Below are 18,828 nucleotides of genomic sequence, written 5' to 3'. Positions count from 1 at the left end.
TATTTTGTTGATAACAAGACAAGAGTGAAAATAAGTTAAGAGTTGGGATTCAATCAACTTTCAGCAAAACTTTTCATCATATCATAAAATTATTTTGCAAGAGGTCTAATGACTAATACTTGCGATCGGTTCCCAACTTGTCACATCTTCAAATAAAGATTGATACCCCGCTGCATTGGGATGCAGCCCATCTGCAATCAAGCGCGATCGCCACCAATCACTGCCCCGATTTATCCATTTATCAAAAATATCTAAATAGGGAATTCCCCGCAACTGACAAGCTAATTTTGTTGCTTCTTTATACTGATATTGGTCGGCATGATTGTAATACAAACAATCTTGAAAAGGCATTTTACTTTCATCCACCGGCACCATCCCGACAAATATCACCGGACAAAGTTGTTGGGACAGGTTTAACAAATGATCCAAAACAGTTTTAAAATGTTCAAAATCAGTGTAGCTGCGCCCGGTAGGCGACTGTACTCTCGCCGAATCGTTGAGGCCTACCGAAAGAATAATCGCATCCGGGAAACGGTTTCTGAGCTCGCCACGGTGGCGAAACTCGTTTTCGAGCCGCTGGGAGACTTGATAGGCCCGATCGCCCCGAACGCCCAAATTGTATAAAACGTGTCCTGCACTCTCCGGTAACATCCACTGGCGCCGCAATCTTTCCACCCAACCTCCACCTACACCGTCGCCGAAACCGTAGATTAAGCTGTCACCGAAAGCAACCAATTTGAGGGGATGAGAATTTCCCCGATGCAAGTGACCAAAGGAATAGGCTGTTGCTACCTGCATAAGTAATGATACTCAGTTAATAAATTATGAATCTTGACATACTAGACTAGAATGTAACATTACATAAAGTAGGGAGTCTCATGGTTAAGCGTCCAACTTTCGATTCAACTCAGCTAACCCGTCGGGCGGAAGAGTTGATTAACGGTGCATCCAACCGCTATCGGATTACGGTGCAGGTGGCGAACCGCGCAAAACGCCGTCGATATGAAGATTTTGACAATATGGACGACCATCAAATGAAACCTGTAATGCGGGCGATATTTGAGATGTCGGATGAACTGACTCAGCCGGAAATTATCGGAGACATCTAGAGTTGGGGAGTTTTGAGTTTTGAGTGGTGAATTGCGAGTAATTTTTTTAAACTCCACACTCAAAACTTTCTTAAACTAGACTTGGGTGCGCGGGAGGAGAAACCCGGTTGATTCCTAGTTCCCTTGTTAAAAAAACTCTGATGTTTCTAATAAACCGGGTTGAGGATCGTAAATCCTAAAATTAGAAACTAGGACATCTGCTTGGGGGTAAGTTTATGAAATTATTCTATTTTTGAAATTATTGTCAAAACCGTGAATAGATTAAAGCAGGGCTTAAGTTTTCTCTTGGTTACTTTGAGTGTAGCGATTTTCACGCTTTTGAGTTGGGTATTGGAATCCGGGGAACTGAGTATGTCGGCTTTGGAACCTTCGCTGCTGCGGAGTTCTGAGTCTGTATCAGTGCAGCGGGTGGCTCAACAATCTGCGCCGCCGCAAGTGAGGGTGCAAGATGCGTGGAAATTGGTGTACGAAAAATTGCCGGATTTCCCGATCGAAAATAACTACATTTCTAAGGAAACTGGAAAAGTCGATCCTACCAATACTTTAGTCGGGCGGTTCATTCGATATCACGTATTTGTCAAAGGACGGCCGCCCAATTACCGCTTTGATTGGAAGTTGAGTTTAGCTGACTATTTGGGGGCGACTCCAGATTATTTGGTGGAAAGTGTTTATCCGGGAAAAGACCTTTTGCGCTCAAATCCAATGGAACAGGATCGCGCTGCTATTCAAAAGTTAAATAGAGCACAGCGGGATGCTTTGGTTGAAGCTTTGGTTGATGTTTTTACGGAGAATTCCGGGCGTGGGCGCACACCGACGGCGGGGGAAAAACCACAAGGGCGATCGAATTCGCCGGATATACCGCAGCCGCAGCCGGGAGATGCGAAGTTGCTGGCACCTTAATACACCAGCTTGTAGAAACCGGGTTTTTTACGGAAATAGTGCTTTTGAGCCTTTAACAAAGGTAAAAAACCCGGTTTCTTTCGTATTTATGGGTAAGCCCTACTAATCTAAAATCCAAAATCTAAAATCTAAAATCCCTCAATGGTGGAACGTGTAATTAAAACCGATGTTGGGTGGCGTTTGGGATGGAACCCGGAGGCCCAGGAGTTTAAGGGTTTGGTAGCTGGCGACGGTTGGGCGATCGAACTCACAGAGGCTGAGTTAAACGATTTTTGCCGATTGTTGGGGCAATTAGCAGGCACCATGAGTCACATGGCGTCTGAGTTAATGGACGAAGAAAAAATCGCCATTGAAGCCGAAAGCGACTTGCTGTGGGTGCAGGTGGAAGGCTATCCCGAAGCTTACAGCGTGCAGTTGATCTTGAATGCTGGCAGGAGGTGCGAGGGTTTTTGGCCGGCGGCTGCGGTTCCGAGTTTGGTGCAGGCCGCAAAAGTTTTAAAAGTTTTTTGACTTTTTCGGGAATTCTATGCTAAGCTATTAAAGCTGTCGGGGCGTAGCGCAGCTTGGTAGCGCACTACTTTGGGGTAGTAGGGGTCGTGGGTTCAAATCCCGCCGCTCCGATTGTGATAAAACCTTCTCATAGAGAAGGTTTTGTTGTTTTAGGGCCGGCGATGCAGCTCTTAACATTCTCAATTAGGGGCATGGGCCCAGAAACAAGAATCAATCTCTGCTTCCAAACAGTCGATAGCTGTATCCTCAAATTCAAAGGCTTTGCGATTGCTTCGCGACCCTCACAATGAAATTAATCATAAAAAAATGGCGTTTGTACTTGACAAACGCCATTTTATAGGATTACAAACGTGGCGTCTTATCTTGTTTAAACGACGCTAACAATTCGCGAATTTGGTCGGCCGCAATCTCGCGCCCGCCCAAACCAAAAGCTAGAGCAATGCCAACTGCGATCGCCCCAAGCAGGAGCCCGAAAGCCAAATTCACAATATCGCTGCCAATGCCCATCTGTTGCAGCGCCAAGGCTGAAACAAAGGCAATAATCGCAACCCGAGCCGCTTGGCCCAAAAGCCGCGCTTGGCGAGTTCCAGAACTGGCAATCAAACTAAACGCCAGATTCGCCAAATACAAGCCGATCGCAAATACCACCAAACCGGCTAGCACCCTACCTGCAACCAGGACAATACCGCTAACAATAGCCGTCAGCGCTGGAATTTGCAGCACGTCGGTAGCAGCCACCACTGCAAACAGCAGGATGCCCACCTGCACCACAATGCCGACCAACTCAGAAGGCGTGCGGGCCGGAATTTCCGGTTCCTGAAGAATCGTTGCGTCGGGATCGATCGAACTTGGCGGTAGCCTTAGCGACTGTTTCGGTGGCTGCACCCCCAACCAAGAAAAGACATTGTTGAAGCCAATTCCGGTCATGATATTAGTAACCAAATCGCCTACCCAGCGCCCCAAAATGTAAGCAAGCGCCAGAATCATGGCTGCCGTGAAGATTTTGGGAACCGCGCCCAAAATGTCGTTGAGCATCGCGACAGCAGGCTGCGAAATCGCTTGAATGTCCAAAGCGTTCAGAGCTGCGATCGCGGTTGGAATCAAAATCAAAACATAGACGATCGTACCGACAATCCACGACAGCGATTGTCCGCCCGAAGTCCGCGAAATTCCAAACCGAGCACCCAAACCGTCTGCCCCAGCAGCCGCCAACAGATTCGTGACAATCCGCCGCACCACCATAGCCAGCAGCCAGCCCACAAACCCAATCAGCACAGCTTCCAGAATTTTCGGAATTGCCGCCAGAATTTGGTTGAGTAAATTATTAACCGGCAGCAGAGCCTGCTGCATTTCCAGTGAGTCGAGAATCAGTGGCAAAAACAGCAGAAAAATGAACCAGTACAGCGCATTCGCCACAGTATCGCTCAGCAGCAAAGGGCGCTCAGTGGGCGCTGCGCCCACCTCTTGATTCAAGCGCTCGTCCACGTTAAAAGCGCGCATTGCCCGCGATACTGCCATTTTGGCGACTGTCGCCAACACCCAAGCAATCCCCAACCAAATTAGCGCGCCGGCTAACTTCGGCAAGAAACCGGTAATTTGATTGAGAAAAGTATTGAGCGGTTGCGAGACAGCCGTGAGATTCAGCCGGTTGAAAAAGGCAATTAGGAAAAAGACAAAAATGATCCAGAAAACCGCTGCGGAAATCCATTTTTCCACTTGCGGGGCTCCAGATCCTTCCGGGCGGCCGGTAATCCAAGTAGCCAGCCGGTTGTCGAGCGTAGTTTTCTTGAGCAATCCCCCCACTAAAGATGAGACGAGGGCTGATACTATCAAGCCAATGAGCAGGATACCGACGGCCCAGAGGAGATTTTCAATGTTTGAGCCCTGAAGGAAATTGTTAATTCCGCGTTCCGCATCTGTCAGGGGATTTGCGGGCTGGGCCTGGGCCAAAAGGCGATCGGACAAAGCCGCTATGGGGCCCGATATGGGTTGAGTTGTTTCTTGCCAAGTTTCATTCATTTTTTTCTCAGGTTAACGTCACATTTGACAAGGAGAAGACGAAACTTTAATAATAGTTCCAAAAAATCTAGACATCGCCTAAATTTAATGTTTGTACACTTTTAATGTACTGGGTTAACTACAAAACCCTCTAGCGAATTTGGGATCAACCCATCTCCGACTGCTTTGGGGCCAATATTCAAAGAACCCTTGACATCGGCATTTATGAATCGTCCAGTTTGGGTTCTGAACAATCCTCTTTTTACCCTACTGCCAATGTAGTCGGAATGTTGGTGAATTGGTTCCAAATCCCAAGCTGAACATTTGGATGTGTAACTCTCCTCAACTAACCCAACTTGAATTCCCGCAAGTTGTCCTTTGTACTGCAACATTTGCACAAATCGGCGATGGGGAATACGGGAAAAATTTAGATTGTCAACTTTACCAGTATTAATCCCATCTTTAAAATCCTCGTTCCAGCCTATAGCCCAATACGGTTCAGTTAGTTCTAAAAAAACAGATCGTGCGTAGTGCGTAGGTTGGGTTGAGGAACGAAACCCAACATTTTCGCTACAATTTTCCTTAAGCCAAGCGTATTGGCCTATAGCCAGCAAGCCAATTTGATGATTAACGAGTTCTTTAATAATTGCGGAACTCGTCGTATGGAGGTAGTAATCGACTTTACAGTTACGATTGTGCCACAATCGGGCTAGTTTTTTACTGTTTTTTTGCGCTACGGGCAGCAATAATTTCAATGCCGATGAAACTTGATTGCAGTATTGGTTTCTGGACTTAACACCCCGTCCCTCGTAGATTGTCGGTACTAACCCACGAACATTGTAGGTTAATGTTGCCATATTGTTTAATCCTAAATCTATGGCAGCGACTCTCCGATTAACTTGTAAAGGCTGTTCTAACTTTTCATATAGCACCTCGACAACATAACAACCTACTTTGGGAACAATCCGGATTTCCAGAATCGATGTCACTTTTGAGGGCAACCAAATATTAGTCCCAGAGGGACGATCGTATCCTTTTTTTAAGGCTCTTTTGCTGACAGCTTGACAATTAAATACAACTACATAGTGCCCGTCCTCTCTTTTTAGCTCTCTTGAACCTTTGTCATGAGGGATTTTCGGTGCGGTTTTAAACTTAGTTTGGTCTTCCCGATCGTTTCGCACCGCCATATAATAGCTAGTCCATGCTTTTATCACTAATTTGATCGCTAAGCCGATCGTGCTTTGTGCTACTTTTGCGGGCAGTGCTTTGTAATCAGGACTTGTTTTGAGCGCGCGATCGACAGCCAGAGCGTTTCTTTCTTGGCTAGCGAAAAACTTTTGACGGTAGATGTAATTAGCGTTATTGTAAAAATTTTTGCACAGCCAAGACAGTCTATCGGCTTCTCGATAAAACCTATGATTTGGTTTAATGATGTGCCTTTCGACTAACTCCATAATCGGTATATATACTTTAATTCAAGATGATACACTGTATTTATGAGTGTGTCAATCTTTTAATTTCTGGAAAAATTGACGTTACAAGTAAATAAAGGACTATCAAGTAAGCAAAGTTTTGTAATACCCTCCTTGTTGCAGGTTCTCATGTCAATTCGTCAAGTTTTCGAGCAATCCATTGAAATTCGCGCTGCTGCTACCTTGGTGGAGCAATGTATAGTCGATCGCACTTTAATGCACAAGTGGCTCAATCCCCTGCTACGCTGCGATCCCCAGGGCGAATGGGATACTGCCGTAGGAAGTCGCAGCTTATTTATCATAAAAATTCCTGTTTTGCAACCCTCTTTAGAAAGTGTTGTGTTGGAGCGACAACCAGGTTTAATTGTTTGGGGGTTTGACGGATTTTTCAAAGGATGCGATCGTTGGGAATGCCAGCCGCAAATCCAAGGTACTCTCTTGATTAACCGCTTTGAATTTCAAATTCCCAATCGTTTAATTAGATTTGGTTTCAATCGTTTTGCAGCCCCTTGGACAGAAAAAGATATGAAAGACCAACTCCGCCGACTAAAGCGGGTAGCCGAGCAACTATCTCAAAGAATGGGTAAGGGGTAATGAATAATGGGTAATTGGGAACTTTTACCCTCGCGTAGCCGAAGAATTGGGAATGGATGATGAGTAATTGCTAATAGCTGAAAGCTACAGCTAATACGAAAAAAAGCACCCATTCCCAATTTCCAATTCCCGACTCCCCCTTCCCTCCAACTTCAGTTATTTACTTCGCACTTCCCGCTGGATTGGGCTGACAAATCATTTCTCTCGCCGAATTCACGGCTTGGTTAGCCGTATTTTGCAAAGCCGGGGAATTTTGATACAAAGCTTGCAAATCTTGCACATCTTTAATCACTCGTTCGTAGATAGCCATCGCTTGATTGCCGTCAACTTCTAAAGCCGCAGGGCTGTAATTTTGCATTACTTCAATCAGCGATATTTTGCCATCTTTGGAAGCTGCGACTAAAGCATCGCGCAGTGCGGGCACGCTTTGAAGCCGAGCAGTCGGCGCATAAGCAACCTCCCCCAATTGTTTGAAAACTATTTCCCCAAAATAAGTGCTTGCTAGCCGCGCTACTAATTGGGAATCTAAAGGCACTTCTCGCGTTAATATTTCGCGCACCGACTCGGGAGTTTGTTTCGCCAGACTCAGAACGCTTTGCAGTTGAGAGGAAGCCTTGCCAGTTTGTACAAAGCTTTGCAAATCGCTCATCGGTAGTGTTACGTCAACAGCACCGTATTTTACGGTAACATTATCTAATGCAAAGGCTTTGCCGCTGCTTAGGAATACTGCACTTGTTCCCAGCAAAAGCGCCAAACCTAATGATAAAGACTTTGACATTCTTTTGGTTAAATGGACTGACAGCGATTGCATTCCGTTGAGATAACCTTGTTGAAACTGAAAGTTCATGAGTTTGTGCCTCTTTAGGTCAAAATACTTTTTAGATCGCTCTTCTGTGCGGATATCTGTGCGGATATCAGTCGGGAAAGTCGAATCGGGATTTGCGTAAATGACCTATGATATTACAGTCAAGTCAAGGAAATTCAACCTATCAAAAGATAGGTTTTAATTGACAATTAATATGTTATAGTTAATTTTTTGCCAAATTTTAGATCCCATGGCAAAAATGATAAAAGCGAAATTTGGTCGTCAGGCAGCAGTTTATTGAGTGTCACTTTTATGTCTTATAGTGTGCTGTGCGACATATAGCGAATTTAAGGATAGCGAATTAAATAACTTACAATTTTAATTGTTATTGTGGGATGGGCTCTTATAGCCCGTCATGAGTGGACGGGCTATAAGAGCCCATCCCACTTTCAAGAGTGGAAGTTATTTAATTCTCATTCCTAACTTCAAAGATCCCGATCGAGCCGATCGACCAATTGGCGAATTCTAGCAGCATCAGGAGCATTCGGAGCATTTCTCAGGTATAATTCCAGATCGTGGCGCGCTTCTACCAAGCGTCCCAGTTGATAATAGAGAATTCCGCGATCGCGCCGTTCCCCCAGCGCATCGGGAAACAGCAGCAAAATCCGTTCAATCGCCAAGAGTACCCTCACAGCATCTCCCTGTTGCAAGTAAATAGCCTTCAGATTTCCCAGCATTCGTCCCAACAAATGTCGGCGACTTACCGGGGCGAGAAAAGTCGTCTGCAACTCCATAGGTTGCCCATAAATTTGAGAAAGTCGGGCTTGACAATCTTCAGGAAATAAGATTTCGCCGCCGTTAAACGCATCAACAAAAATACCAGCATCTTCAAAATCCGGTCTAATTAAAAAATGTCCTGGCATCCCAATTCCCACCATCGGAAAATCAATCCGCTTAGCAACCTCCAAATAAACCAAAGATAAAGAGATTGGAATGCCAGTACGCCGATCGAGAACTTCATTCAAAAAGCTATTGCGCGGGTCGTAATAATCAACATCATTGCCCGCAAACAGCAACTCCCCGTATAAATAGGCGTTAATAGTTTGAATAATCCGCAGCGGATAATTCTGTGTCGGCAGGCGATCGCGCACTTCATCTGCGATCGTGTCAAGAGCGTTGAGATACTCCTCTGGCTCTAAATTTGGGTATTCTTCCAAAGCCATATAAAGAGCAGCTTTCGCCAGGTCGATCGAGCCATCAGGCTGATTTATTTCTCGATAAAATAGTTGTCGGGCGATCGGAAAATCCATATTTATGATTTATTTGATTTTAATTGACATTTTATACGAATATCCAGTTGCCCAAAAAAATATTAAAAACATCTCTCTTCTCTTCCTCTCTGCGTTCTCTGCGCCCTCTGCGGTTCAAAAAAAACAGTCTTGTATGTAACGCGCACCTTACAGCTTAACTTTTAACCTTCAAATCCCGTGACTTTTACCAATCACCCAACTGCGGCGAAAAATCCGAGCCAGAGTCGATTCTTCCAAAGCAAAATAGATAGGGCGGCCGTGAGGACAAGTGCGCGGATTGCGAGTTTGCTGCCATTCATCCAACAAATTTTGCATTTGGGAAAGACTCAAAGGAGTACCGTTTCGCATAGCACTACGGCAAGCAGTCGCAACTTGAGCCGCTTGTAAATCTGCGACTTTACTGAGTTCAAAAAGCGCATCCGCACAGTCATCTCGATCGGCTAACAATTCAGGAACTTCGCGGGCAGCCCATAGCTGTTCCCCAAAACTTTCTACTTCCAAACCCAAGCGAGATAAATTCTCAATTTGCAGTGCAGATAATTGACTGAGAATCACTGGTTTTTCGAGACATTTTAGCTGCCAAGCCGCGCACAATTGCTCGTACAAAACGCGCTCGTGAGCGATGTGTTGTTCCACCAACCACATTCCGCTGGAATGTTCGGCAACAATGTAAGTATTGTGAACTTGAGCGATCGCCCTCAATTCCATCAATCCTATTTTATTAGCTTTTTCCTGTTCGCCGCCGTCATCATTCTCCCTAGCCGAAATCCCGACACTGTAAGCACTTTTTTGTTCCGACGCCTTCAGCAATTGTCCCACTCGATCGGGAATAGGGACAGGCGGCAAAACATCATCATTCAGGTGCAAAGCACGAGTAATTGCCGCGCTAACTTGCGCTTGCCAAAAACTCGGATCGTGCAGATAAATTTCAACCTTAGCCGGGTGGCGGTTCCAGTCGATTTCCGAAGGGGAGATTTGCAGGTGGACAAAACACACGGGATAGCGATCGCGCGGACAAGTGCGGGCAAAGGCGCTGAGAATAGTTTGCTCTAATTCGGGCGATCGCACAACTCGCCGGTTCACCCCAACTTTCACCCAATCCGGCCGCCTGCGGTGACAGCGATCGGGCAAACCAATTACTAACTCCAAACACTGGGAATTAGGCATTTGGAATTGAGAAGTAGCAACTGGGAATTGGTAATTAGGTTTAACTGTAGCGCCCACAAGTTGAGTTTCTAGCAAGAAATTTGCTGCTTTCTGATTTTGAGGACTCGCAGGCAAATCTAACTTTAAATACTGCAAATCGCTCGATCGCACACCGCGCACGAATTGAGGTAAAAGTTGTTCCGCTGTGCTACCAGGAGTTACGTGCAAACAAGGCGTATTTCCTTGACGCAACTGCCAATTAACGTGCGGGTGACAAATAGCAATTTGCTGAAGAGTTAATTGGATCGATCGCATTTGCTGTGCCGGCGACAAAAAACTGCGGCGCACAGGCCAATTGCCAAACAAATTATCAACAGTCACCACCGTACCAGGAGCGATCGCCGCTGTTTCCACCTCTACAGCAACGCCTGCGTTATTGTAAACCACCCGCCAGCCCGATCGAGCATTTTCCATTCCCCCCTTGTTAAAGGAAGATTTGGCGGGGGTTGGCGCCGAATCTTGATTTTCCGAAAAATCCCCCAATCCCAAATCATTCGATCGGCTCAAAACCTCCAAACAGCCCAACTGAGCTAAACTGTGCAAAGCTTCCCCACGAAATCCCAAAGTAGCAATTTTGTAAAGGTCAGCTTCCGTGGTAATTTTGCTCGTACTGTGAGGCGAAGCCGCCTGCTGCAAATTTTCCAGATCCATTCCCGTACCATTATCTGCAACTTGCACCCGCCACTGTTCGGGCCAGACAGAAACAACGATGCGAGTTGCGCCAGCATCCAGAGAATTTTCAACTAATTCTCGTACCGCGGAGGCGATCGAGTCAATCACTTCGCCGGCGGCAATTAAATTGATAACTTCTGTGGGTAAGGTTTGAATAGTAACTGGCATCAGATTTTTAGCATTTCGTTAATTCAATTCTACTAGATCCTGCAAGTCGCTATACAGTATTAGGACTTAAGCTTTTCAACCCGGTTCATTAGAAAAATCTTGTGGGATACCAAGATATCTACTCATCAACCAAGTCTCTGACGCTTAGTGAGAAACTCCTAAGTATATATCTTCCTACCTACTTATTTTTGCTCTGCTAAAACCATATTTTTCGGCAAGCGAATGTAAAAAGTTGTTCCTTTTTCGTCCTCTGACTCATAAGTAATTTGCCCTTTGTGAGCCTCAACGATCGACTTAACAATTGCCGTTCCCAACCCAGTACCAGTCCGTTTACCATAAGTCACAAACGGTTCAAATAACTTGTCCTTAATTGTCGGCGGAATGCCGGGGCCGTTATCGTAAATGCTAATTTCTGCCCACTCCTCAGTTTGTGTCACCGCAATCTCCACCCGCCCCCCTCTTCCGCCAAAAGCCTCAACAGCATTCCCAACTAAATTTTGTAAAACGCGCAAAATCTTATTCTCGTCCGCTTCCACTATCACTTCTGTCACCCGTACTACCAAATCTACTTTTGCTGCTTCAAAATAAACTCGGTTCAACTTTTCAAACTGCTGCAAGGTCTGAATTAGATTAACTGGTTTTTTATTTAATACAGAATTCCCACGCGAAAATTCTAATACTTCTTCAGCCATCCCCAACATTCGATGAACCTGCAATTGAATAAGTTCACACCACTCCTGAGTTTCCTCATCCGGGTGCATTTCTTTGAGCATTTCACTAGAGAGTTTTATTCCGGTAAAAGGACTTTTGAAATCGTGAATAATTGTACTCACCATTTCTCCAACCAATACCATTTTTTGTTTGTGTACCAATTGGCTAACATATTGATCCGTGGTATCCCGTAAATTTTTAGTAATGAAACTAAACATTTGCATCACCGAACTGCCTTTAGCAAACTGGAGAGTTGTTATTAGTTCTTCACGGGCTATTTTGGCCAAAGTCGATCCTGCAACTGCAACAGCTCTAGCACTGCGAGGCTCTCCGTCTAAAACTCCGAGTTCGCCAAAATAATCGTCTGGGTTAGCGACAGCAACAGTTTGATATTTATGATTTTCAATCCGCTTGCTAAACTCGACTTTACCTTCTAAAACTAGATATAAAAAATCCGCTGTTTCTCCTTCTTCAAAAACCAGCGTTTCCTCAGCAAAACTCTCCAAAACAGCTATTTGGCAAAGGTGAGCAGCTTGCTCTGGTTCAAAATAAGACATAAATCGATGAGAGGCCAGATCCATGTGAAAATACCTGAGACTTAATTTAACTACCAGCCGGGAAGTCCCTCGGTATATTTAGAGGGGATTAATTTGAGCGCTGCGCGAAGTACCCCGAATAAATTACGCCCGCGTGATGGAAAGAAGCGTCGGGTGTAGGTACGGAAACCGACAATTATTTCTTTTATACCCATTGATGATCGGGAAATACTCTGATACTATATTAGCAAGTGGGGGTGGAACTACCTCACTATAAAAAGCCTTTGAAAAAAAGGAAAAAGAAGCCTGCGGTCTAACTGTACTCAGTTGACCGTCAGGTTTGTTCACTAAAATACAATACTGCTTTAATCTGGCTCTCTTTTCTAGCCTCCGAGGCTTTGACGCAAGGATTAGCGTCGGGATGGAGAGCCAGACTAGCATAGCAGCACCAGCAATCTCACCAAAATTCTCAGTTAATTGACTAAAATACATAAATTGTACTATTTTTGAGATTTAAATTCGATGTGGGGGGGTTCTCCGGCCACCTCAGAAGATTTTAACTGTAGAGAGATCGTGTAATTTAAATGCCGATCGACCAAGTTTACAAAAATTAACGATCGCCCGATAAAACGATCGCAGCATTCTGCCCGCCAAAGCCAAAACTTAAACAAACCGCATTTCTGACAATAGCCGATCGCGCACAGCGAACAAAATCTAATTCAAACCCCGGTTTTTTCATTCCCACGCAAGGCGGCAACATCTGATATTTAATACTCATCAAACAAAAAGCCACGCCCAAAGCTCCCGAAGCTCCCAAAGTATGACCCGTCGCCCCCTTAGTCGAACTAACAGCAACTCCTGGGTGAAATAACTTCTCAATTAACAGTGCTTCGTGTCGGTCATTTAACTCAGTTGCAGTACCGTGAGCATGAATAAAATCTATATCAATCGCAGCTAAATTACTGCGTTTCAAACATTGATTTACCGCCGCGATCGCACTTTTCCCCCCCAGCTCCGGCGCATTAGCATGGCAAGCATCATTTGTCAAGCCAAAACCAGAAACTCGACCGTAAATTTTAGCACCACGACGCCTTGCCAACTCGGCCGATTCTAATACAAATAAAGCCCCGCCTTCACCGAGCACAAAGCCTTCCCGATTTTCATCAAAGGGATAGCACCCATTGTTTGCCAAAGCACCCATCCGGCTAAATCCAGCCAGAGTCAGCGGTGTGATAGGCGCTTCCACAGCACCTGCGATCGCCCGCTGACACTCACCAGTGCGGATTAAATCAACAGCACGGGCGATCGACTGTATGCCCGTCGCACAAGCAGCCATCGGCGCCAGCACCGGCCCCGTTGAGCCAATTGCCCTCGCCCCTGCGATCGCCCCCATGTGAGGCAAAAAATTCACAAATTGACAATTAGTAATCGGTAATTGGGAATTGGGGATTGGGAATTGGGAATCGATAATTGGGAATTCCTTTGCTTCTTGCGACTTCCCTCTTCCGAATTCCCTCAGACTTCTTTCAACTTCCGTCTTTCTTCCATCCGTTACATCCGTTACACAATCCGTTGCCGAACTTCCTTCGCTAGCCAACAGTTCCAAATTTGCCTGGAAACCTCGGCTAGAACCGATCGCAATCCCGCAATCTGGCAAAGGCAAAGTCAAATTAGCATCTTGCAAAGCATCTGCTAAAACCTGCCGAATTAAAGTTATTAAATCCGCAGGTTTTGTGCGAATTAAAGCCAAAGGTTGCGGCTCAATTTTCAGAAAAGGTTGATGTTCCCGAATTCCCGACTCTCCAGACAGCAGTCTTATCCAGCTAGTTTCCAGACTGCCTAAACTCGAAACTAGACCAATTCCAGTAACAACAACATCCATTCACTAATGACTAATGACTGATGACTAATGATATCTATTCCGGTAACACCGGAATGCTATAGAGGACACGGCAGAGCCGTTTCTTGCGCGCCAGATTAATTGTAGGGACACGGCAGTGCCGTGTCCTGACTGTGGGTAAGATTAATTCCGATGCTACCGGATTTGATATGACTAATGACTAATCACTAATGACTAATCACTAATGACTAACTTCAGCTAACAGGCTTAAAATTTTCCAAACCCTGAGTAACAGTAGCCTTATCAATGCGATCGCCCGCTTCAATCTTATCAACAACATCCATCCCTTGCTTCACGTACCCAAAAACTGCATAGCTACCGTCCAAAAACGGTACATCCGTCAAAGTAAAGTAAAACTGAGAAGAAGCCGAATCAGGACTCTGCGATCGAGCCATAGCCACAGCCCCGCGACTGTGCATCAACACGGGTTTCTCCTTAACCCCAGCTTCTTGTAGCGTCGCGCTGTAAGTCGGATTGGCAGCACCTTGAGCTTTAATTTCCAGAGGAATCCTGCGTTCTACAGTAGTTTTCGGGTCAATAAAACCGCCAGTTCCCAGCCGCGCCGTAGGGAATTTAGGGTCTTTACCCTGGGGATCGCCACCCTGAACTACAAAAGGCTGAGGTTCCCGCACGACTCGGTGAAAAACCAGCCCGTCGTAGACACCTTTCTGAACCAAATCGACAAAATTGCCCGCAGTAATTGGCGCATTTGTGCCGTCGAGTTCGATCGTAATAGGAGCACCTTTAACCGTCATCACCACCGTTGCTTTTCCGTCCAAGCGTGGCAAATTGCTAAATTGCGAACTCGCCGCTACAGCAGCAGCAGGAGAAGGAGACGGAGACGGAGACAAAGAAATATTTTCACCCGACACCGGATTCGATGTCGGAGTCGAGTTTGCCACAGGGGAACTACCGCATCCTCCGACAAACAACGCGCCAATTATTAAAAGTGAGAACAACCACCGCTGAATTTTGATTTGCATTTGCATTTGTATTTCACTTTGAGTCAATTACGGACTTTGCAACTAAAGATTTTAATTCAATAGTCCGGAGTGTTTTTAGTTCGCAGTCTGAAACCCGCGATTTTCCTTTGGTAGCGAACTTGCCTTGGAGCCTTGAAAGCCTTATTCTACGGTTGGCTATCAAAAACTGTCGGAAGTATTGTTAATTGATAGATTCAAAAACTGGTAACAGGCTTACTCGCAGATAAATCTTTTTCACTTACCAGGTAGGTAAGGTGCGCGGCCCGGCGCACCCTACGAGACATTACCAATCTCAGATATCAAATCGCCAATCGCAAATCCCTAAAGTCCTTCTAGGGGAACTTGCAAAAATCGAGCCAATTCGGCCGCTTGATTTTCCACTTCAGACAAAGCAATCGGCTGTCCGACTCTAGTCAGGGGAAACTGACGGCGGTCTTTGAGCTTAAGATAAATACTGCGGCGGGGATTGAGACCTTCTTTAATGTCTACCCGCACAGATTGCACCTCCGATGTCTTGCAATTAAAATCAACTTTGCGGTTTTTGCCGGGAAAACCCCAGCGAAAGATCCGAATGTTACCAGTTTGGCGATCGAACTCGTTGTAACCGCCACCGACATCCCAGAGAATAGTCAGCCACAGGTAGAGCGCCAACAGCACGCCACAGACACCGTAGAAACCCATCGCAATGCCTTGGGGGATGAAAATGAGCTGAGTCGGGTCAGCAAAAGGCAGCAGGTTAACGTGCAAGTAGCTGGAAATGCCCGACAGCAGGAAACCAGTCCCTCCAATGCTGACCACCGTCGCCCACCAGTAATTGCTGAAGCGGCGGGAGCCCAAAACCGGGTAGCGCAGGACAGGATCGATCGAGGTCATTGTTTTTGCAGTCATAAAATTAAACAGCCTTAAAGCCAAATCTTAATTCAATTAGCCCACCGAGCGTCACCCTTCGGCTACGAGATCGCGATCGATCGGGATTGTCCTCAACCACCGCCACCTCGCCCCTGGGCGACGAAGGGTCAGTTCGATAGTTGCTGAGCATCGTCAACCAAGATGGCCTTCCTCTCAACCACCCTTTCATCGAGTACGCCTCTAGTGGGGGAACTCTGCTGTTCTAGTTGAAAAATTATGAACTTCTAATATATAGTTATGTTAACTTTAATTAGAAACCTTGGTCTTTTAACAAGCAAAAGGATTTTACCCCAATGACAATCGCAGTCGGACGCGCCCAGAACGAAAGAGGCATATTTGATGTCCTCGACGACTGGCTCAAACGCGATCGCTTCGTCTTCGTAGGCTGGTCTGGCATCCTGCTATTCCCCTGCGCCTACCTAGCCATCGGTGGCTGGCTAACAGGCACCACCTTCGTCACATCCTGGTACACCCACGGTTTGGCAAGCTCCTACCTCGAAGGAGCCAACTTCCTCACCGTAGCAGTCTCCACCCCAGCCAACAGCCTCGGACACTCCCTGCTGTTCCTGTGGGGCCCCGAAGCACAGTGGGACTTCACCCGCTGGTTCCAACTCGGCGGGCTGTGGACATTTGTCGCCCTCCACGGCGCCTTCGCACTGATCGGCTTTTGCCTGCGTCAGATTGAAATCGCCCGTTTAGTCGGCATCCGTCCCTACAACGCCCTAGCATTCACCGGCCCCATCGCCGTGTTTGTTTCGGTGTTCCTGCTTTACCCCTTGGGTCAATCAGGCTGGTTCTTCGCCCCCAGTTTCGGCGTCGCAGCAATTTTCCGCTTTTTGCTATTCCTGCAAGGCTTCCACAACTGGACGCTCAACCCCTTCCACATGATGGGCGTTGCAGGCATCTTGGGCGGTGCGCTGTTGTGCGCCATCCACGGTGCAACCGTAGAAAACACCTTGTTTGAAGACGGCGAAGGCTCAAACACCTTCCGCGCCTTCAACCCAACTCAGTCAGAAGAAACCTACTCGATGGTTACAGCCAACCGTTTTTGGTCGCAAATCTTCGGAATTGCCTTCTCCAACAAACGCTGGTTGCACTTCTTCATGCTGTTCGTACCTGTCACAGGCTTGTGGATGAGCTCCATTGGCATCGTCGGTTTAGCATTAAACCTGCGCGCCTATGACTTCGTATCACAAGAATTACGCGCTGCTGAAGATCCTGAGTTTGAAACGTTCTACACTAAGAACATTCTGCTTAACGAAGGCATTCGTGCTTGGATGGCTCCGACTGACCAACCCCACGAAAACTTCATCTTCCCTGAAGAAGTTCTGCCTCGCGGTAACGCACTTTAAAAAAATCAGGATTTGGATTTCATATTCATTTAGTTTTTTTAAATTAATCTGAAATCCAAATCCCTACTCCCTGGCGCAGGCGCGGTACTCCCGTGCCCTACTAGGGAACAAAAAACCCAAAATCCAAAATCTAAAATCGTTGGAGGTTCTACCGGGTGGTAACGCTCTCTAATTCCTACGCAAGCGGTCGCGACCAAGAATCCTCCGGGTTCGCTTGGTGGTCTGGCAACGCTCGTTTGATCAATCTCTCCGGCAAACTGCTGGGCGCCCACGTCGCTCACGCTGGCTTGATCGTGTTCTGGGCCGGTGCAATGACTTTGTTTGAAGTCGCTCACTTTATCCCAGAAAAGCCCATGTACGAACAGGGCTTAATTTTGATGCCCCACGTCGCTACTTTGGGTTGGGGCGTAGGCCCCGGCGGTGAAGTCACTGATATCTTCCCGTTCTTCGTAGTCGGCGTTCTTCACTTGATTTCATCTGCTGTTCTCGGTTTGGGCGGCATTTATCACGCCGTTCGCGGCCCGGAAGTTCTCGAAGAATACTCTTCGTTCTTCGGCTACGACTGGAAAGATAAGAACCAGATGACCAACATCATCGGCTATCACCTAATTTTGTTGGGTGGCGGTTGCTTGCTGCTGGTTGCTAAGGCCATGTTCTTCGGCGGTGTCTATGACACTTGGGCTCCAGGCGGCGGGGACGTGCGTATTATCACGAACCCCACTCTGAACCCGGCTGTGATTTTTGGCTACTTGGTTCGCTCTCCTTTTGGTGGCGAAGGCTGGATTGTCAGCGTCAACAACATGGAAGACATCATCGGCGGTCACATCTGGCTGGGCCTGATTTGTATCGCTGGCGGTGTTTGGCACATTTTGACCAAGCCTTTCGGCTGGGCTCGCCGTGCCTTAATCTGGTCTGGCGAAGCTTACCTGTCTTACAGCTTGGGTGCTTTGTCCCTGATGGGCTTCATCGCTTGCTGCTTTGTCTGGTTCAACAACACTGCTTACCCCAGCGAATTCTACGGCCCGACGGGCCCGGAAGCTTCTCAAGCGCAAGCTTTGACCTTCCTGATCCGCGACCAACGCTTGGGTGCTAACGTCGGTTCTGCACAAGGCCCCACCGGTCTGGGTAAATACCTGATGCGCTCTCCTACTGGCGAAATCATTTTCGGCGGTGAAACGATGCGTTTCTGGGATTTCCAAGGCCCTTGGTTGGAACCCTTGCGCGGTACTAACGGTTTGGACTTGAACAAAATCAAGAATGACATTCAGCCTTGGCAAGCTCGCCGCGCTGCTGAGTACATGACTCACGCTCCTTTGGGTTCTTTGAACTCTGTGGGCGGTGTGGCGACTGAAGTTAACTCGTTTAACTTCACTTCTCCTCGTTCTTGGCTGGCCTGTTTCCACTTTGTGATGGGTTTCTTCTTCTTGGTCGGCCACTTGTGGCACGCTGGTCGCGCTCGCGCGGCTGTCGCTGGCTTTGAGAAGGGTATCGATCGCGAAAATGAACCAGTGCTGGCTATGCCAGACTTAGACTAATCGATCGAATTTATTTCTGATTTGATTGTCTAGTTGAAAAAGGCTCCTGCTTAACGGCAGGAGCTTTTTTTTGATCTAAAAATATCTCAAAAAGCTGCGGATTGTCGATCGACTGTTCTCCGAACCCGCTAGCTGCAGATACAATCCTAGACCTACAA

At 46.7% G+C, this 18,828-nt stretch carries 17 protein-coding genes and 1 tRNA gene; 7 read left to right on the top strand and 11 right to left on the bottom strand.

What is annotated here, in order from left to right:
* Positions 1 to 105 precede the first annotated feature (105 nt).
* Positions 106 to 798, bottom strand: a complete 693-nt coding sequence (locus QUA88_RS20010) for a GDSL-type esterase/lipase family protein (protein WP_333057579.1) — start codon at positions 796 to 798, stop codon at positions 106 to 108.
* A gap of 80 nt (positions 799 to 878) precedes the next feature.
* Here QUA88_RS20010 and QUA88_RS20005 point away from each other — a divergent pair, with 80 nt between their 5' ends.
* From QUA88_RS20005 to QUA88_RS19990, 4 genes are all read left to right on the top strand, one after another.
* On the top strand, positions 879 to 1,109 hold the full coding sequence (locus QUA88_RS20005) for a DNA-directed RNA polymerase subunit omega (protein ID WP_015175138.1): 231 nt from the start codon (positions 879 to 881) through the stop codon (positions 1,107 to 1,109).
* 252 nt (positions 1,110 to 1,361) lie between these two features.
* On the top strand, positions 1,362 to 2,009 hold the full coding sequence (locus QUA88_RS20000; RefSeq protein ID WP_333273358.1) for a hypothetical protein: 648 nt from the start codon (positions 1,362 to 1,364) through the stop codon (positions 2,007 to 2,009).
* A 141-nt stretch (positions 2,010 to 2,150) separates the two neighbouring features.
* A complete protein-coding gene (locus tag QUA88_RS19995) occupies positions 2,151 to 2,519 on the top strand; it encodes a DUF1818 family protein (RefSeq protein WP_333231697.1) in 369 nt (122 codons plus the stop codon).
* Between the two features lie 37 nt (positions 2,520 to 2,556).
* Positions 2,557 to 2,630: transfer RNA gene (locus tag QUA88_RS19990), tRNA-Pro, on the top strand.
* Positions 2,631 to 2,861: 231 nt separating this feature from the next.
* Here the strand turns inward: QUA88_RS19990 and QUA88_RS19985 are convergent.
* Both QUA88_RS19985 and QUA88_RS19980 read right to left on the bottom strand, forming a co-directional pair.
* The gene (locus QUA88_RS19985; RefSeq protein WP_333057574.1) at positions 2,862 to 4,538 is read right to left on the bottom strand and encodes a mechanosensitive ion channel; all 1,677 of its coding nucleotides are present in this window, start codon (positions 4,536 to 4,538) and stop codon (positions 2,862 to 2,864) included.
* A 101-nt stretch (positions 4,539 to 4,639) separates the two neighbouring features.
* On the bottom strand, positions 4,640 to 5,971 hold the full coding sequence (locus QUA88_RS19980; RefSeq protein ID WP_333057573.1) for a transposase: 1,332 nt from the start codon (positions 5,969 to 5,971) through the stop codon (positions 4,640 to 4,642).
* Positions 5,972 to 6,118: 147 nt separating this feature from the next.
* On the opposite strand from QUA88_RS19980, the gene QUA88_RS19975 reads away from it, so the two are divergent.
* Positions 6,119 to 6,583, top strand: a complete 465-nt coding sequence (locus QUA88_RS19975) for an SRPBCC family protein (protein ID WP_333057572.1) — start codon at positions 6,119 to 6,121, stop codon at positions 6,581 to 6,583.
* Positions 6,584 to 6,743: 160 nt separating this feature from the next.
* Here the strand turns inward: QUA88_RS19975 and QUA88_RS19970 are convergent, their stop codons facing one another.
* The 8 genes from QUA88_RS19970 to QUA88_RS19935 form a co-directional block, all read right to left on the bottom strand.
* Positions 6,744 to 7,430: an alpha/beta hydrolase gene (locus QUA88_RS19970; RefSeq protein WP_333057570.1), complete on the bottom strand. Its 687-nt coding sequence runs from the start codon at positions 7,428 to 7,430 to the stop codon at positions 6,744 to 6,746.
* 443 nt (positions 7,431 to 7,873) lie between these two features.
* Entirely contained in the window at positions 7,874 to 8,698 is an 825-nt protein-coding gene (locus QUA88_RS19965; protein ID WP_333211570.1) for a transglutaminase family protein, read from the bottom strand.
* Between the two features lie 168 nt (positions 8,699 to 8,866).
* Positions 8,867 to 10,744, bottom strand: coding sequence for a DNA mismatch repair endonuclease MutL (gene mutL, locus QUA88_RS19960; protein ID WP_333057566.1), 1,878 nt, complete (start codon positions 10,742 to 10,744; stop codon positions 8,867 to 8,869).
* A gap of 182 nt (positions 10,745 to 10,926) precedes the next feature.
* On the bottom strand, positions 10,927 to 12,036 hold the full coding sequence (locus QUA88_RS19955) for an ATP-binding protein (RefSeq protein WP_333231702.1): 1,110 nt from the start codon (positions 12,034 to 12,036) through the stop codon (positions 10,927 to 10,929).
* 565 nt (positions 12,037 to 12,601) lie between these two features.
* The gene (locus QUA88_RS19950) at positions 12,602 to 13,873 is read right to left on the bottom strand and encodes a beta-ketoacyl synthase N-terminal-like domain-containing protein (RefSeq protein ID WP_333263557.1); all 1,272 of its coding nucleotides are present in this window, start codon (positions 13,871 to 13,873) and stop codon (positions 12,602 to 12,604) included.
* Between the two features lie 212 nt (positions 13,874 to 14,085).
* Positions 14,086 to 14,880, bottom strand: a complete 795-nt coding sequence (locus tag QUA88_RS19945; RefSeq protein ID WP_333211575.1) for a peptidylprolyl isomerase — start codon at positions 14,878 to 14,880, stop codon at positions 14,086 to 14,088.
* A gap of 315 nt (positions 14,881 to 15,195) precedes the next feature.
* Positions 15,196 to 15,762 carry a photosystem I assembly protein Ycf4 gene (locus QUA88_RS19940; protein WP_333057558.1) on the bottom strand — a complete coding sequence of 189 codons (567 nt, stop codon included), beginning with the start codon at positions 15,760 to 15,762 and terminating at the stop codon, positions 15,196 to 15,198.
* A gap of 4 nt (positions 15,763 to 15,766) precedes the next feature.
* Positions 15,767 to 15,952 (bottom strand): hypothetical protein, encoded by a 186-nt coding sequence (locus QUA88_RS19935; RefSeq protein ID WP_333211577.1) that lies wholly within the window; start codon positions 15,950 to 15,952, stop codon positions 15,767 to 15,769.
* Positions 15,953 to 16,076: 124 nt separating this feature from the next.
* Here QUA88_RS19935 and psbD point away from each other — a divergent pair, with 124 nt between their 5' ends.
* A complete protein-coding gene (gene psbD, locus QUA88_RS19930; RefSeq protein WP_333080069.1) occupies positions 16,077 to 17,135 on the top strand; it encodes a photosystem II D2 protein (photosystem q(a) protein) in 1,059 nt (352 codons plus the stop codon).
* A 155-nt stretch (positions 17,136 to 17,290) separates the two neighbouring features.
* Positions 17,291 to 18,670, top strand: a complete 1,380-nt coding sequence (gene psbC / locus QUA88_RS19925) for a photosystem II reaction center protein CP43 (RefSeq protein WP_333057369.1) — start codon at positions 17,291 to 17,293, stop codon at positions 18,668 to 18,670.
* The last annotated feature ends 158 nt before the right edge of the window (positions 18,671 to 18,828 follow it).

The sequence above is a fragment of the Microcoleus sp. D3_18_C2 genome, from assembly GCF_036702395.1.
Lineage (GTDB): Bacteria > Cyanobacteriota > Cyanobacteriia > Cyanobacteriales > Microcoleaceae > Microcoleus.
The sequence above is the reverse complement of the archived record's forward strand: the minus strand, read 5'-3'. Positions and strand labels throughout refer to the sequence as shown.